Source organism: Nitrospirillum amazonense (assembly GCF_007828045.1).
GTDB classification, from domain to species: domain Bacteria; phylum Pseudomonadota; class Alphaproteobacteria; order Azospirillales; family Azospirillaceae; genus Nitrospirillum; species Nitrospirillum amazonense_C.
The window spans coordinates 70,360-84,862 of record NZ_VITN01000003.1 but is presented as its reverse complement, the minus strand read 5'-3'; the positions used below and the strand labels follow the sequence as shown (position 1 = coordinate 84,862).

Sequence of the window (14,503 nt, the reverse complement as noted above, 5' to 3'; positions counted from 1 at the left end):
CTTCCGGCGGACGCGGTCGCGTCCTACGGCGGCATGGGGTTGTCTCATGCCGCTGATGTGGCGTTATGTTTAAGCGCGAGGTTCCGCGCCCAGCAGCGCGTCGGCGAACTGGTCCATGGTCTTCTGAGACAGGGCGGTGTTGTTCATCAGCACCACCGTGCGCCTGCCGTCCAGCCGGTGGCCCAGCACCAGGCGGTAGCCCGCCGTGCGTCCCGTTTCCCAGCCCGCCGGCACGGTCCGACCCTGAATGGTCAGGCGGCGCACCCGGCCGCCCAGGGCATAGTCTTCCGTGGGCACCTCGACATGGGTCAGCTGGCGGCGGGACTCCGCCGTCAGGAAATCCGTGTCAAACACCAGATGGGCGGCACGCATCAGGTCCGGGGCCGTACTGGCATAGCCGCCCGAGGCGGCCAGATAGGGCCGCCGGTCGTTGCCCCAGCGTTCGGGCGGGTTGACGGTGCGGTATGAGGGGGCCGCCCTCTCCAGCATCGCGTCGGTGGCGCCCGTCGCCTGCAGGCCCAGCGGGTCCAGGGTGATGGACCGTACCGCTGCCTGGAAGGGCAGGCCGGTCACCCTTTCCACGGCGGCAATGACCACGATCCAGTTCACCGGGTGGTAGTCGAACCGGGCACCCGGCTCGAACGCCAGGTCGCCCTGGGCGAAGCGGGCCAGGGCCTGGGCCGTGGTCAGATCGGTCTTCAGCAGGGTGGGATCGGCCTTGGCCTCGGCGATGAACAGGTTGGGCAGGCCGCTGGCGTTGCACAGCAGGCGGCGCAGGGTCAGCCTGGCGCCGGTGTCGGCACGATAATCGGGCAGGGCCCAGGTCAGGGGCGCGTCCAGGTCCAGCAGGCCGCGCTCCACCAGCTTCAGCACGGTCACCGTGGTCAGCCATTTGCTGATGGAGGCGATGGCGTAAGGGGTGTCGGGCCTGGCCGGCGCCCTGGCCTCGACATCGGCATAGCCCACGGTGCGGACGTAATTGGCCTTGCCCGCGTGGCCCAGCATGACCACGCCCTGGAATCCGGCATCACGGACGAAGGCGTCCACCACGGCGTCCGGATGATGGGCGGCGAAAGCGGACGTGGACAGCAGCGGCAGGGCGGTGCCCGCCCGCAACAGGGCGCGGCGGTTCAGCATGGGGCCCCGCCACCCAGCAGCTCACCCACCTGGCGGGTGATCAGGTCCAAATCCTGGGGCCGGGACAGGCGATGATCGCCGTCCTTCACCAGGGTGACGCGCACGTCGTCATGGGCGATGGCCGCCGCCAAATCCAGGCTGGTCCGCCACGGCACGTCGGGGTCGCGCTGGCCGTGGATCAGGCGCACGGGCACGGGCGGCAGCGCCAGGGGCCGGTCCAGCAGCAGGTGGCGCCGGCCATCCTCGATCAAGGCCCGGGTGATGGGATAGCCCGCGTCGTCATAGAGCGAGGGCTGGCGCCATTCGCCGTCACGCTCCAGCGTGGCGCGGGCCTCCGCATCCATCTGGGCCCACATCAGCCGCTCGGTGAAGTCCGGCGCCGGGGCGATTCCCACCAGGGCGCGCACGCATTCCGGCCGGGCCAGGGCCGCCAGCAGCATGATCCAGCCGCCCATGCTGGACCCCACCAGGATCTGCGGGCCCTCCGTCACTGCGTCCAGCACGGCGATGGCGTCGTCCGCCCAGGTGCCGATGGTGCCGTCGCGGAAATCGCCGCTGGACACCCCGTGACCCTGGTAGTCGAAACGGACGAAGGCGTGGCCGCGCTCTTGCGCGTAGGCTTCCAGCGCCGTGGCCTTGGCTCCCGTCATGTCGGACTTCAAACCGCCCAGGAAGACAATTCCGGGGCCGCGGCCGGGGCACCGTCGATAGGCTATGGTGGCGGCCCCCCGCTGTACGCTATGTATCGACGTCCCCGCCATGCTTGCCTTCCCCAGATGACCCTGACCCACACCCCTGGCACCGTAACGGCCTCGACCGACACCGGCAATCCCGCGCCGGCCCCCGATGGGGCCAGTTCCGATGGGGCCCCCGATGGGACCACTATCGCCGGTTGGTTCGGGGGCGGCCGGCCCGTGGTTTTGCAGGTGATCCCCAACCTGGTGACGGGCGGGGCGGAGCGCGGCTGCGTCGATATGGCGGCGGCCCTGATGCGTGCCGGCGGCACCGCCCTGGTGGCCTCCGGCGGCGGCCCCATGGCGCGTGAGCTGGAACGCTACAAGGCCGAGCACATCACCCTGCCGCTGGCCTCCAAGAACCCTTTCACCATCTGGCGCAACGCCAGCCGGTTGGAAACCCTGATCCGTGAGCGTGGGGTGGACATCATCCACGCCCGCTCCCGTGCCCCGGCGTGGAGCGCCTGGATCGCGGCGCGGCGCACCGGTATCCCCTTCGTCACCACCTTCCACGCCCCCTACAACTTCAAGGGCGAGATGAAGCGCCGCTACAACGCGGTCATGGCCAAGGGCGACCGGGTCATCGCCGTCTCCCGCTTCGTGGCGGAGCATGTGGCGAGCCAGTACGGCGTGGGGCCGGAGCGGCTGCGCACCATCCCGCGCGGCGTCGATACCGTGAATCTGGACCCCGAGCGGGTCAGCCAGGAGCGGCTGATCAAGCTGGCGCGCGACTGGCGCCTGCCGGAGGACCAGCGCATCGTCCTGCTGCCCGGGCGCCTGACGCGCTGGAAGGGTCAGCTGGACCTGATCGAGGCCATCGCCCGGCTGAAGCGCGACGACGTGCGTGCCGTGCTGGTGGGTTCCGACCAGGGCCGCACGGAGTACCGGGCGGAATTGGTGGCCCGCATCCGCGACCTGGGCCTGGAAGGCCAGGTCACCATTGCCGACCACTGCAACGACATGGCCGCCGCCTATCTGCTGTCCGACGTGGTGGTCAGCGCCTCGGCCCGGCCGGAGGCTTTCGGCCGCGTGATCGTGGAGGCCCAGGCCATGGGCAAGCCCGTCATCGTCACCAACCACGGCGCCGTGGCGGAAACGGTGGTCGATGGCGAAACCGGGCTGGTGGTGCCGCCGGGCGACCCCGCCACCATGGCCGCCGCCATTGCCGAGGCCCTGGCCCTGGATGGCCTGCAGCGGCGGGCGCTGGCGGCCGACGCCCGCCGCTTCGTGCTGCAGAACTACACGCGTGAGCGCATGTGCGACGCCACGCTGGCCGTTTATGCCGAGCTCTTGCACCTGCGGGCCACCGTCGGCATGGCCGCCTATCGCAAGGCCGGCCAGTGACGGGACCTGAAGCCAAGCGCATCCTGGTCATCCGCCTGGGTGCGCTGGGCGACCTGGTGCAATGCTTCGATGCCTTCCAAGCCATCCGCCGCCATCACCCACAGGCCCATGTCACACTTCTGACCGGGCCGGCCTTCGTCGGCTTCGGCCGGGCCATGCCCTGGTTCGACGACGTCTGGGCCGATCCGCGTGGCCGTAGCCCGCTGGCCTATTGGCGCTTGCGCCGCCAGTTGCGCGCCGGCCGCTTCGACACCATCTATGATCTGCAGAACAAGCCGCGCACCGCCCGCTACTTCTGGCTGATGGGGCCGGGGCGCCGGCCGCTGTGGTCGGGGGCCGTCCCGGGGGCCGCCTTTCCGGTGCCCGATCTCAAGGGCCTGCACAACCACGATCGCTACCGCGTCCAGCTGCAGGCCGCCGGCGTGCCCGACACCGGTCCCGCCGACCTCGGCTGGCTGGCGGGCGACGTGGACGGCCTGGCGCCGGAGGGGCCCTTCGTCCTGCTGGTGCCGGGCTGCTCGCCCCACCTGCCGCACAAGCGCTGGCCGGCCGAGCGCTATGCCATGCTGGGCCGGCGCCTGGCCGACCGGGGCCTGACCCCGGTGGTGGTGGGTGCCGAGGCCGACCGCGATGCGGCGCGGGCCATCGTGCGCGACTGCCCCTGGGCGGTCGACCTGGTGGGCCGCACCAGCCTGGGCCAGCTGGCCAACCTGGCACGGCGGGCCGAGGGCGCGGTGGGCAACGACACGGGCCCCATCTTCCTGACGGCGGCCCTGGGCTGCCCGACGCTGATGGTCATGTCGCATCACACCGATCCCGCCCGCTCCGCCCCCTGGGGGCCGGACGCGGCCTGGATCAAGGTGCTGGACCTGGCCGACCTGGGGGTGGACGCGGTGGAGACCGCGCTGCGCCTGCGGCCCAAGCCGGATGTGGCCCCAGATGGGGAGACGGATGGGGCAAGCGCCCCGGCTTAGGCCGATTGTTCCACTTGTTGCGCGCGCCTGTGCCCGGGGGGACACAGCCATGCGGCGCTTATGCCCCGCCAGCCGGCTTACCCCCGGGCCCAACGCTTGACAGTTCAGCCCCCGCTACCCAAAGTCGCCTTTCTTCAATTTGGACAAACCCTGAACGCCATGACGACCGCCGAAAACCTTGACCAGCCCCAGATCGCGATCACGTTGCCCGACGGCAACGTGCGAACTTACGCGGCGGGCGTCACGGGCCTGGAAATCGCGCAGTCGATCTCCAAGAGCCTGGCCAAGGCGGCGCTGGCCGTTACGGTGGACGGGGAGGAGCGCGACCTGTCGCGCGCCATCGAGCACGACGCCAAGATCGCCATCCTGACGCGCGACGCGCCCTACGCGCTGGAGCTGATCCGCCACGACTGCGCCCATATCCTGGCGGAGGCGGTGCAGCAGCTGTACCCCGGCACGCAGGTCACCATCGGCCCGGCCATCGCCACGGGCTTCTACTACGACTTCGCCCGGGATGAGCCGTTCACGCCCGACGACCTGGTGAAGATCGAGAAGCGCATGCACGAGATCGTGGACGCGGACAGCCCCTTCACGCGTGAGGTCTGGGACCGGGACGAGGCCATCGCCCACTTCAAGTCCATCGGCGAGCATTACAAGGCCGAGATCATCGGCGACATCCCGGCGGGTGAGAAGATCACCATCTACCGCCAGGGCGGATGGTACGACCTCTGCCGCGGCCCGCACCTGCCGTCCACGTCCAAGGTCGGCCACGCCTTCAAGCTGATGAAGGTGGCGGGCGCCTATTGGCGCGGCGACAGCCGCAACCCCATGCTCCAGCGCATCTACGGCACCGCCTGGCGCACGGAGAAGGAGCTGGCGGAGCACCTGCACCAGATCGAGGAAGCGGAGAAGCGCGACCATCGCAAGCTGGGCCGCGAGATGGACCTGTTCCATCTGCAGGAAGAGGCGGCGGGCAGCGTCTTCTGGCACCCCAAGGGCTGGACCCTGTGGCAGGCGCTGGAACGCTACATCCGCGCCAAGCTGAAGGAGGCGGGTTATCTGGAGGTGCGTACGCCGCAGCTCTACGACAGCAGCCTGTTCAAGGCGTCCGGCCACTGGGACATGTATGGCGACAACATGTTCAAGATCCGGGAGTCGGTGGACGACCAGGGCCGTGAGAAGTTCCTCGGGCTCAAGCCCATGAACTGCCCGGCCCACGTCCAGATCTTCCGCCAGGGGCTGAAAAGCTACCGCGATCTGCCCATGCGCCTGGCGGAGTTCGGCGCCTGCCATCGCAACGAGCCATCGGGCGCGCTGCACGGCATCCTGCGCGTCCGCGCCTTCACCCAGGACGACGCCCACATCTTCTGCACCGAGGATCAGGTACCGTCGGAAGCGGCGGACTATTTCAAGCTGCAGCTGGGTGTTTACAAGGATCTGGGCTTCGACAAGATCGCCGTGAAGCTGGCGTTGCGCCCCGACGTGCGCGCTGGCAGCGACGAGGTGTGGGACAAGGCCGAGCAGGGCCTGCGCGATGCCTTGACCGCCAACGGCCTGGAGTTCGAGGAGTTGCCCGGCGAGGGCGCCTTCTATGGCCCCAAGGTGGAATTCCACCTGACCGACGCCATCGGCCGCACCTGGCAGTGCGGCACCCTGCAGCTGGACTTCGTGCTGCCGGAACGCCTGGACGCCAGCTACATCGGCGCCGATGGCGCCCGCCACCGGCCGGTGATGCTGCACCGGGCCATCCTGGGCTCGTTCGAACGCTTCATCGGCATGATGATCGAGCATTACGCCGGCAAGTTCCCGCTGTGGCTGTCGCCCGTCCAGGCCACGGTCTGCACCATCACGTCCGAGGCCAACGCCTATGCCGAGGACGTGGCCAAGGTGATGGCCAAGGCCGGCCTCCGCGTGGAGGTCGACACCCGCAACGAGAAGATCAACTTCAAGGTCCGCGAGCATTCGCTGGCCAAGGTGCCGGTCCTGGTGGTGGTCGGCGGCCGCGAGGCGGAGAACCGCACCGTGGCCCTGCGCCGCCTGGGCGGCAAGGATCAGGAGCTGCTGTCGCTTGACGAGGCGGTGGCGGCGCTTAAGCTTGAGGCACGGGCCCCTGTCCCTTCGGAGGGAGTGACGGAGGCCGCGTTCTGAGGATAATTATGGTCTGACCAGCGCCCAACGGGGCTGTGGAGAGAAATCCGCAGTTGCGCGGCGCCGGCTTTTCTTACAAGTACACATCCACGTCTTTTTTACCCGGTGTCGCCGCCCGCCCCGTCCCGGGGCATCCACCCACCCCGCGGCCACCGTAAACCAGGGAGAAGGTTCCATAGCCAGGCCCAGCCAAGAGTCGGCCCCCACCCGTGAGGGGCCGCGCGTTAACCGGGAGATCAACGCTCGTTCCGTCCGCCTCATCGACGCCGAAGGCGAGATGGTTGGCGTCGTTAGTCTGCGCGATGCACTGATCGCCGCCGAAGAGGCCGGCCTCGACTTGGTCGAGGTCTCGCCCAACGCCGAGCCCCCCGTCTGCAAGATCCTCGACTACGGCAAGTTCAAGTACGAGGCGCAGAAGAAGGCCGCCGAGGCGCGCAAGAAGCAGAAGATCATCGAAGTCAAAGAGATCAAGCTGCGTCCCAACATCGACGACAACGACTACGACGTGAAGATGCGCAGCGCGCGCCGCTTCCTGGAGGAAGGCGACAAGGTGAAGGTCACCATGCGCTTTCGCGGTCGTGAAATGGCCCACCAGGATCTGGGCATGAACGTGCTGGTGCGCGTGAAGGACCTCCTGGACGACTTGGCCAAGGTCGAGCAGATGCCCAAGCTGGAAGGCAAGCAGATGATCATGATCCTGGCGCCCCGCTGAGCGCAGGATCGATCTTCTGATCGCGGCCACCGCGACGGATACCAAAGGCCCTCGGAATCATCGGTTCCGAGGGCTTTGGTTTTTGTTCATCCCTCAAGCGCCGGGCGCCAGCATCCGCTGGCTCGGCTCGTCCTCGCTTTCCAGTCCACTGCGTTCCCCGGAAAGCTCCGGCGGACGCGGTCGCGTCCTATAGAGGCACAAGGCAAAACCCCGCGCCGCTGGTATAACCGACGAAGCGAATAAGGCCGAAGCACGAGGGAACTCCATGAAGGTGGCGGGCGAGGCGATGCGGACCATCTGGGTGGAGCCTGACGGCCGCACCGTCGGCATCATCGACCAGACGCGGCTGCCCTTCCGGTTCGAGACCGTGGCGCTGACCGACGTGGCGGCCATGGCCACGGCCATCACCACCATGCAGGTGCGGGGCGCCCCCCTGATCGGCGCGGCCGCCGCCTACGGCATGGCGCTGGCGATGAGGATGGGGGTGGAGGATGGCGATGTGGAACGGGCGCATGCCCGCCTCATGGCCACGCGGCCCACGGCGGTCAACCTGCGCTGGGCCCTGGACCGCATGCGCGAGGTGCTGCTGCTGACCCCGCCGGGGGACAGGCTGGACCGGGCCTATGCCGAGGCCGGCGCCATCGCGGACGAGGATGTGGAGATCTGCCGCGCCATCGGCCGCCACGGCCTGCACCTTATCCGCGCCGCCCACCAGCGCAATCCCGACCGGCCGGTGCGCATCCTGACCCACTGCAATGCCGGCTGGTTGGCCACGGTGGACTGGGGCACCGCCACCGCCCCGATCTACCTGGCGCACGAGGCCGGCATTCCCCTGCATGTCTGGGTGGATGAGACGCGGCCGCGCAACCAGGGCGCCTTCCTCACCGCCTGGGAACTGGGGCAGCACGGGGTGCCGCACGCCGTCATCCCCGACAACACCGGCGGCCACCTGATGCAGCACGGCCTGGTGGACCTGGCCATCGTCGGCACCGACCGCACCACCGCCAAGGGCGACGTGGCCAACAAGATCGGCACCTACCTGAAGGCCCTGGCCGCCAAGGACAACGACGTGCCCTTCTATGTCGCCCTGCCGTCCAGCACCATAGACTGGACGCTGGACGACGGCGTCGCCGGCATCCCCATCGAGGAACGCCCGGGCGACGAGGTGGCGCGCATCACCGGCCTGGCCGGCCATGGCGATCTTGAAACCGTGCGCCTGGTGCCCGAGGGCAGCCCGGTGGTGAACTACGCCTTCGATGTCACCCCCGCCCGCCTGATCACCGGCCTCATCACCGAACGCGGCGTCTGCAGCCCCCCGGATCTGGCCCACCTGTTCCCCGACCACCAGCCGCCGGAGCGCATGGGCCAGGTGGCGGTGAATGATGAGTAGACTGGATCAGCCGTCGTCGTCTGTCTGATCGCTCTTGTTAAAGACCGCTAGCTTCGATGCCTTGAGATGCACGCCGCCATGATCGATCAGGGCGGCGAGCGTCGTCTTGGGATCGGCGCCTAATGCCTTCAGGATGATCATCAGCTCCAGAATATCGACGCGGCGCTGACCACTCTCATAGGCTGACACGAACGACTGCGGTTTGCCCAACTGGGCCGCCAGTTCGTCCTGGGTGACCCCAGCCTGCCTCCTGATCGTGGCCAGATAATTCCCAACGATCTGATGATCTTTAGGCTGAACCCACATCGCACGCGCTCCTGACCCGTAACGGGCAGAGCAGCCCTAAATCGGGTAATCGGATATTCAAAAATCCGATATCGGATGATCCGATATCTTGGTAGGATGGATTCTTAAAGGTCGTAAAAATCATGTTGTATGCAAGCCGCTGGACGGCCACCTGCGCCAGAAAGAGGAGAAAGGTCGTGATTGAATTCAACAATCAACAAATCTTCTCAGCTGAAGATATAAATTCTATCAAAAAATACTGCACCGGATCTAACGTAATATGCTTCGGTGCATCGGTTCTTTATATGAGCTGCTACAAAAAGAACGATGGTATGATGATACACATCATCATGAATTGCATTGTCGTCGGCATGAATCATTCGCTTGACGGTTTCAGTCTCCAACTCGCCGCGCCTCTGGGTGACGGTAATTATGTCCGGATGGCGGCTGGCGAGATGGCCAGCCTCACGATTGCCGCTCCCCTCTTCGAGGCGCCTGTCATCGCCGTCGCCGACAACCGCTACATCGATATCATCACGGGCTTCCTTAACAGTGGCGGTTCGCCAACGGATCCCAAGCCCCAGTTGCGGCTCGTGAAGTCATAAAGGTGGCTTGCCCCAGGCCGGCAGTTCCTTTGATGGTGTGAGCAAGGAACTGCTGGCTGGAGGCTCGTAAGCGACGGCTACAGCGCGTCCAGCCCCAGCCCGCGCTTGTCGACGGGCCCCACCGCGTTCACCGTTCGCCGCACATGCCGGGCGGCCTCAGTCACGGACCTGATGGTGGGATAGCGGCCGGTTTCCACCATCAGCGACCGGGCGAGCGCCAGGCAGCGGGTCTCGCACAGGGCGCGCATGTCGGGGTCGGCGATCTTCTCCAGGTCGATGTTGTGGGCCAGGCCCAGAATGCGGCGGGTGATCTTGGCGCCGGCATAGCCCAGGGCGTCGGTGAACAGCCGGTCCAGATAGGCACGGCGCTCCGTCTCCAGGCAGGCGGTGCCGTCGGGGCCGGAGAAAAGGGCGGCGGGATAGGCGTCGCCCTCGCCGCTGGTGCGCCACAGGTGCAGGAACTTGGCGCGGAACAGGGTCCACAGCTGCTCCACCGTTTCCAGCACCCAGTCCTGGTAGGCGTCGCGGGGATGGTCCTCCGTGGCATGCCCATCCTGGGACAGGTAGTTCAGCAGCAGGTTGCCGATGATGGCGCCGACGTCGAAGCCCATGGGGCCGAAGAAGGCGAACTCCGGATCGATGACCCGCGTGTCCGTCTCCGTCACCATGATGGACCCGGTGTGCAGGTCGCCGTGGATCAGCGCCTCGGGGCTGGCCATGAACTTCAGCTTCAGCCGGCTGGCCGCCAGCTTCCACGCCGTGTCCGTCCGCACCGCCTCGGCCGTGGCGTCCAGTTGCGGGCTGGTCCAGCGGTTTTGGGGATGCTTCATGTAGGGCTGGGTGAAGATCACGTCCTCCGTCAGGCGGCAGAGGGCGTCGTTGGCGGTGAAGGCCGCCACCAGGGGCCGCTTCTTGGAGGCTGGCAGGGCCAGGTCGCTGGTGGCGTAGAGCGTGCCCGCCAGATAGTCGCTGACATGCTCCGCCAGCCGGGGATAGCGGATGCCCTGCACCAGGCCGCGGCGCAGGATGACGTGGGGGGACAGGCGCTCCATCACGATGGCGTACAGCGTGGGGTCATAGTGCAGCAGCGCGGGCGCCCGGCCGGCGGCGCCGGCGGCGTGCAGGGCCATGGCCCGCTGCTCGAACCAGGCGCGGTTGAGATCCAGGGGCCAGCCTTCGCCCACCAGGCGCAGATAGGGCAGGGACTGCTTGACGCACAGGCCGGCGGCCTTACCGTCGTGACCCGGCCCTTCCACCAGGAAGACCAGGTTCAGGTTGCCGTCGCCCACCTCGGTCACCCGCCAGTCGGCGGGGGAGCCGCCCAGGCGTGTCGCCAGGGCCGGCACGGCGGCCAGGAAGTCGGGCAGGGTCGCATCGCTCAACGGGGCATAGCCCGGCGGCGTCTCCAGGGTCATGAGTGGCGCACTCCCAGCTGTTTCGTCGCCGCCTCGTCGGGCGGCGCTGGGGCTAGTGTGGGCCCGAACGGGCGCGCCCGTCCAGGCGCGCATCTGGTGAGGCCCTCAATCGCTGGCCGCCGCAATCCGGCGGCTTGGCTTCCTCGCCTTTCAGTCCAATCCGTTCCCCGAAAGGCTCCGCCGGACGCAATCGCGTCCTAAGCGGCGGGTGTCACCCGCCACTAGTGGCCATCCATGCGGGCGGGAAACTCCAGCGCCTGCGGCGTACCGGGCGGCAGGTCCTTGGGCTGGCGGCCGTAGGTGGCGAAGCGGCGCAGCACCTCCGCCATCTCCTCCTCGCCCAGGATGACGGGCGTGCCCATCATGCGCGCATGCCAGTACTGGCGGGCCAGGCTTTCCACCTCCACCGCCAAATCCAGGGCGCGGCGCAGGTCGGCGCCGAAGGCGATCATGCCGTGGTTGGCCAGCAGGCAGGCGCGGCGGGGCCCCAGCGCCGCCATCATGGCGTCGGACAGCGCGGCCGTGCCGAAGGTGGCGTAGTCCGCCACCTCGATGCGGGTGCCGCCGGCCACGGCCACCATGTAATGGAAGGCCGGGATGGGTTCGCGCAGGCAGGCCAGGGCTGTGCAGAAGGTGGAATGGGTGTGCACCACCGCTCCGGCCTGGGGCCGTTCCTGATAAATCGCCAGGTGCATGCGCCACTCGCTGGACGGTACCATGATACCGCGATACCGGCCGTCCAAATCCATGAAGACGATGTCCTGGGGCGTCAGCGCCTCATAGGGCACACCCGAGGGCGTGACCAGGAAGCCGCCGGCGCAGCGGGCGCTGACGTTGCCGCTCTTGCCCTGGTTGATGCCCAGCGTGTTCATGGCCCGGGCGGTGTCGATCACCGCCTGGCGCAGCGCCTGGTCGTCCTCCGGCGGCAGGGTCGTGTCCATCACTCACCCACCTCTTCCTTGGGGTAGACGCCCCAGACCTCATCGCGCTGCAGCCAGCCGCGGAAGCCGCCCACGTCCACTTGGCACCACGGGCCCTTGCACTTGCGCAGCTTGGCGATGACGCCGGGGTCCAACTGGGCCACCGCTTCCGAGGCGGACGCGGCGTCGCGCCGCAGGGTGCGCGACTGTTGTCCGGTGACGATGATGCCGCGCCGGCCGGACAGGGTGCTCTGGTGCACCCAGCCTTGCGTGCCCTCCACATCCCGGATGCGGCGCCATGTGTCGAACTCCGCCGTGATCTCCACCGGCATGCCGGCCTTCACGAACACCCACTCCACGGGATAGCGCACACCGGGCCCGGTGCGGACATTGACCTCGTTGGACCGCAGGGTGACGAAGCGCGGCACGGGCAGGCCGCTGCGCACCACCGCGTCGGGGTGGGCGGCGTCGCTTTGCGGCTCCCCCTCCTGCTGGTCGCTGGCGGCACCGGTGCCGTCGGTGCCGGTATGGGTGGGCGGGGCGGCCGGGGCGGACGCGGCGGCGAAAGCTAGGACCATCGCGGCGAGGGGCGCGGCGAGGGGCAACGCGTGCCGGAAGAACCTGACCATGGGCGACCGTTTCAAGGCTGTCCCCGTTCCTGGGAAAAAAGGCGGGCGGAAAAAAGGCGGGCGGAAAAAACGCGGGCGGAGCCGCGGCCCCGGTGTTTTCGGCCCCCAATAGAAATCGGCCGTCCGCCGGGGTCAAGCGTCGCCCCTGTCACGGGTATCATCGGGCCACGAACCCGGCATGCGTCCCAGGGCCGCTGGACAGCGGCGCCCCTCGCTGCTATGGCAAGAACGCTATCTCGGGAGGAACCATGTCCGAGCGGAAAAAGCCCCTCGTCATCGTGACGCGCAAGCTGCCCGATGTCATCGAGACGCGGATGATGGAGCTGTTCGATACACGGCTCTCCACCGACGACCATGCCATGACCCCCGCCGAACTGGCGGAGGCGGTCAAGGTCGCCACCGTCGTCGTCCCCACCGTGACCGACCGCCTGGACGCCACCGTCTTGGCCCACGCCGGCCCGCAGCTGAAGCTGATCGCCAACTTCGGCAACGGCGTCGACCACATCGACCTCAAGGCGGCGCGCGAGCGCGGCATCATGGTCACCAACACGCCCGGCGTCCTGACCGAGGACACGGCCGACATGACCATGGCCCTGATCCTGGCGACCGCCCGGCGCGTGGGCGAGGGCGAGCGGCTGATCCGCGCCGGCCAGTGGACGGGCTGGGGCCCCACCCTCATGCTGGGCACGCGCATCTGGGGCAAGCGCCTGGGCATCGTCGGCATGGGACGCATCGGCCAGGCGCTGGCCCGCCGCGCGCGGGGCTTCGGCCTGTCGGTGCACTACCACAACCGGCACCGCGTCCACCCCGAGATCGAGCAGGAGCTGGAGGCGACCTACTGGGAAAGCCTGGACCAGATGCTGGCGCGGATGGACATCATCTCCATCAACTGCCCGCACACGCCGGCGACGTACCATCTGCTGTCCGCCCGCCGCCTGAACCTGCTGCGTCCCAACAGCATCATCGTCAACACCGCGCGCGGCGAGGTGATCGATGAGAACGAGCTGACGCGCAAGCTGGCAAAGGGCGAGATCGGCGCCGCCGGCCTGGACGTGTTCGAGCAGGAACCGGCCATCAACCCCAAGCTGCTGGCGCTCGGCAACGTGGTGCTGCTGCCGCACATGGGCTCCGCCACCATCGAGGGGCGCCAGGACATGGGCGAAAAGGTCATCGTCAACATCAAGACCTTCGTCGATGGCCACAAGCCGCCCGACCGCGTCATCGAATCCATGTTCTGACGCCTGCGAAAAAGATGTTTCGGCGGCCTTGACCGGGGGCGCCGGACATCTTGACGGGGGCTGTTTTTCACACCATATGGGGCTCGCTGGTGTTTAACGGCACCAGCGCTGGTGGGGATGATGACAACCGGCGGCGACGCTGGCCTGCATCCCTTCCGGCACATGGCGGATGGCGCATGAAAACCCTTTGCGCAAAACGCCGTGGCGACTATGATCCGCCGCAGCAATCCTCATAACGATCCGGCCATCGACAATCTGGTGGCTGGCTGGAACGCTTTGCGGGTGGGCCATTGGCCCACTTTTTTTATTATCTGGGGTCGGCGATGTCAGGCGGGCAGGTTTCGCCCCATAACCGTCCCCAAGCGAAGGCGGGGACGGCCCGATCGGCCGTTCCCTGGATAGAGATCGATGGACGTACACGAACGCATCGCCGGTATCATCGCCCCCTCGGTCGAGGCCATGGGCTATGACCTGGTGCGCGTGTCGCTGACGGGCAACGCCCGCCCGACGCTGCAGATCATGGCCGAGCGCGTGGACGGCGCCGCCATGACGGTGGATGACTGCGCGGAGATCAGCCGCGCCGTGTCGGCCCTGCTGGACGTGGAAGACCCCATCGATGTCGCCTATACGCTGGAGGTCAGCAGCCCCGGCATCGACCGGCCGCTGACCCGGCCCAAGGATTTCGAGCGCTTCGCGGGGTTCGAGGTGCGGGTGGAGACGTCGCAGCCGGTGGATGACCGGCGCCGCTTCATCGGCATGCTGAAGGGCATCGAGGACGGCAAGGTGCTGGTGGAAATGTCCACGGGCCCGGCCGCCGTGCCCTTCGACCTGATCCTGCGGGCCAAGCTGGTGATGAACGACGCGCTGCTGAAGGCGGCCGCCGAGGGCAAGCACCAGCACTGACCCCGTTTCCCCCTAGTCGCCCCACATCATACCAACAGTCGTTCTTACTGACGTAACAGAAGGCAAGGT

General features: G+C 67.8%; 14 protein-coding genes. 8 read left to right on the top strand and 6 right to left on the bottom strand.

Translation table 11 applies throughout. From position 1 onward, the window contains the following. Positions 1-69: 69 nt before the first annotated feature. Both FBZ89_RS05655 and FBZ89_RS05650 read right to left on the bottom strand, forming a co-directional pair. On the bottom strand, positions 70-1,137 hold the full coding sequence (locus FBZ89_RS05655) for a serine hydrolase domain-containing protein (protein ID WP_145749069.1): 1,068 nt from the start codon (positions 1,135-1,137) through the stop codon (positions 70-72). After that, positions 1,131-1,787: an alpha/beta hydrolase gene (locus FBZ89_RS05650; protein WP_246172054.1), complete on the bottom strand. Its 657-nt coding sequence runs from the start codon at positions 1,785-1,787 to the stop codon at positions 1,131-1,133. The genes FBZ89_RS05655 and FBZ89_RS05650 overlap by 7 nt, the downstream gene beginning before the upstream one ends. A gap of 126 nt (positions 1,788-1,913) precedes the next feature. Here FBZ89_RS05650 and FBZ89_RS05645 point away from each other — a divergent pair, with 126 nt between their 5' ends. The 5 genes from FBZ89_RS05645 (at position 1,914) to mtnA (ending at position 8,439) form a co-directional block, all read left to right on the top strand. Beyond that, positions 1,914-3,215 (top strand): glycosyltransferase family 4 protein, encoded by a 1,302-nt coding sequence (locus FBZ89_RS05645; RefSeq protein WP_145749067.1) that lies wholly within the window; start codon positions 1,914-1,916, stop codon positions 3,213-3,215. Next, positions 3,212-4,189, top strand: a complete 978-nt coding sequence (locus FBZ89_RS05640) for a glycosyltransferase family 9 protein (RefSeq protein WP_145749066.1) — start codon at positions 3,212-3,214, stop codon at positions 4,187-4,189. Before FBZ89_RS05645 ends, FBZ89_RS05640 begins: the two co-directional genes overlap by 4 nt. A 159-nt stretch (positions 4,190-4,348) precedes the next feature. Continuing rightward, positions 4,349-6,337, top strand: coding sequence for a threonine--tRNA ligase (thrS, locus tag FBZ89_RS05635; protein ID WP_145749065.1), 1,989 nt, complete (start codon positions 4,349-4,351; stop codon positions 6,335-6,337). A 175-nt stretch (positions 6,338-6,512) separates the two neighbouring features. Continuing rightward, positions 6,513-7,049 carry a translation initiation factor IF-3 gene (gene infC / locus FBZ89_RS05630; RefSeq protein ID WP_145749064.1) on the top strand — a complete coding sequence of 179 codons (537 nt, stop codon included), beginning with the start codon at positions 6,513-6,515 and terminating at the stop codon, positions 7,047-7,049. Between the two features lie 265 nt (positions 7,050-7,314). Then, positions 7,315-8,439, top strand: coding sequence for an S-methyl-5-thioribose-1-phosphate isomerase (mtnA, locus tag FBZ89_RS05625; protein WP_145749063.1), 1,125 nt, complete (start codon positions 7,315-7,317; stop codon positions 8,437-8,439). Between the two features lie 6 nt (positions 8,440-8,445). Here mtnA and FBZ89_RS05620 read toward each other — a convergent pair whose 3' ends face one another. Continuing rightward, positions 8,446-8,745 (bottom strand): helix-turn-helix domain-containing protein, encoded by a 300-nt coding sequence (locus tag FBZ89_RS05620; RefSeq protein ID WP_145749062.1) that lies wholly within the window; start codon positions 8,743-8,745, stop codon positions 8,446-8,448. 176 nt (positions 8,746-8,921) lie between these two features. On the opposite strand from FBZ89_RS05620, the gene FBZ89_RS05615 reads away from it, so the two are divergent. Beyond that, positions 8,922-9,329 carry a hypothetical protein gene (locus tag FBZ89_RS05615; RefSeq protein ID WP_145749061.1) on the top strand — a complete coding sequence of 136 codons (408 nt, stop codon included), beginning with the start codon at positions 8,922-8,924 and terminating at the stop codon, positions 9,327-9,329. A gap of 77 nt (positions 9,330-9,406) precedes the next feature. On the opposite strand, the gene mtnK is transcribed toward FBZ89_RS05615, so the two are convergent. From mtnK to FBZ89_RS05600, 3 genes are all read right to left on the bottom strand, one after another. Next, the gene (mtnK, locus tag FBZ89_RS05610) at positions 9,407-10,744 is read right to left on the bottom strand and encodes an S-methyl-5-thioribose kinase (protein ID WP_145749060.1); all 1,338 of its coding nucleotides are present in this window, start codon (positions 10,742-10,744) and stop codon (positions 9,407-9,409) included. A 221-nt stretch (positions 10,745-10,965) separates the two neighbouring features. Then, positions 10,966-11,685 (bottom strand): class II aldolase/adducin family protein, encoded by a 720-nt coding sequence (locus FBZ89_RS05605; RefSeq protein ID WP_145749382.1) that lies wholly within the window; start codon positions 11,683-11,685, stop codon positions 10,966-10,968. Then, positions 11,685-12,293: an SH3 domain-containing protein gene (locus tag FBZ89_RS05600; protein ID WP_145749059.1), complete on the bottom strand. Its 609-nt coding sequence runs from the start codon at positions 12,291-12,293 to the stop codon at positions 11,685-11,687. Before FBZ89_RS05600 ends, FBZ89_RS05605 begins: the two co-directional genes overlap by 1 nt. 248 nt (positions 12,294-12,541) lie before the next feature. Between FBZ89_RS05600 and FBZ89_RS05595 the strand changes: the two genes are divergently transcribed. Both FBZ89_RS05595 and rimP read left to right on the top strand, forming a co-directional pair. Continuing rightward, on the top strand, positions 12,542-13,531 hold the full coding sequence (locus FBZ89_RS05595) for a 2-hydroxyacid dehydrogenase (protein WP_145749058.1): 990 nt from the start codon (positions 12,542-12,544) through the stop codon (positions 13,529-13,531). 408 nt (positions 13,532-13,939) lie between these two features. Then, positions 13,940-14,434 carry a ribosome maturation factor RimP gene (gene rimP / locus FBZ89_RS05590; RefSeq protein ID WP_145749057.1) on the top strand — a complete coding sequence of 165 codons (495 nt, stop codon included), beginning with the start codon at positions 13,940-13,942 and terminating at the stop codon, positions 14,432-14,434. The last annotated feature ends 69 nt before the right edge of the window (positions 14,435-14,503 follow it).